General features: G+C 43.2%; 1 pseudogene. It reads right to left on the reverse strand.

What is annotated here, in order from left to right:
- Positions 1-1,053: pseudogene (locus tag L6C30_RS14595) on the reverse strand (IS3 family transposase); the annotation flags it as partial.
- Positions 1,054-1,102: the final 49 nt, after the last annotated feature.

The following is a 1,102-nucleotide window of genomic DNA, read 5'->3' on the forward strand; positions in this document are numbered from 1 at the left end:
GATGTGGTCTTTCATGGTTGTAATGCCACAACCAGTTTGTTGCATAATCTTGTACTTCATCCAAAGTATCAAATAAATGCTTGCTCAGCCAACTATAACGTATGGTCCGATTATAGCGTTCAATATACGCATTCTGCTGTGGCTTACCCGGTTGAATATATTCAATACGAATACCGTGCTCAGTAGCCCAGCGCACAAATTCGTGACTGATAAATTCGGGACCATTATCGCATCGGATCACTAACGGTTTTTCTCTCCACTCCAGCAATTGATTCAACGTACGAATAACCCTGATTGTGGGCAATGAGAACCCTGCTTCAATGGCTAGGCCTTCGCGGCGGTAATCATCAATCACATTCAATAATCGAAACTTGCGACCATCGGAAAGCTGATCATGCATAAAATCTAATGACCAAACCTGATTTTCTCGGATTGGTTCTTTCAATGGTTCAGGCGCATGCCGTTTTAGTCTTCTTCTCGGTTTAATACGCAGATTTAGTTCCAACTCACAGTAAATGCGGTAAACCCGCTTGTGATTCCAGCAGTGATTCTCAACATGTCGTAAATATGAGAAGCACAGACCAAATCCCCAATCGGAATTTTCCTCAGTGAGTTCAATGAGCTGTTTAGCAATTAATGCATTGTCATCGCAAAGTTTAGCCTGATAACGGTAGCAGGTTTCACTAATGTCAAATGCAGAACAAGCTAAACGGATACTAACCGCATGCAGGGCAACGGCTTGTTGAGCCATCTTACGCCGGCAAGATGGCTTTACCCTTGCGCAGCAGTGCTGCTCATTGCCATCGCTTCCTGGATGATTTCGGCCTTTAATCGCTCTTCCGCATACATCTTTTTAAGTCTGGTATTTTCGGCTTCTAGCTCTTTCAGTCGAGCCATTAATGATGTATCCATACCACCATATTTGGCACGCCATTTATAAAAGGTAGCATTACTCATGCCGTGTTCACGGCAAAGGGTCGCTACAGGTGTGCCAGATTCTGCCTGTTTCAAGATGGACATGATCTGACTGTCAGTAAATTTAGATGTTTTCATGCAGAATCTCCTGCTCGTATCTTAAGAGAAAATTCTACTTTTAGATCCT

This window comes from Acinetobacter sp. KAM396, from assembly GCF_021602765.1.
GTDB lineage: Bacteria > Pseudomonadota > Gammaproteobacteria > Pseudomonadales > Moraxellaceae > Acinetobacter > Acinetobacter towneri_A.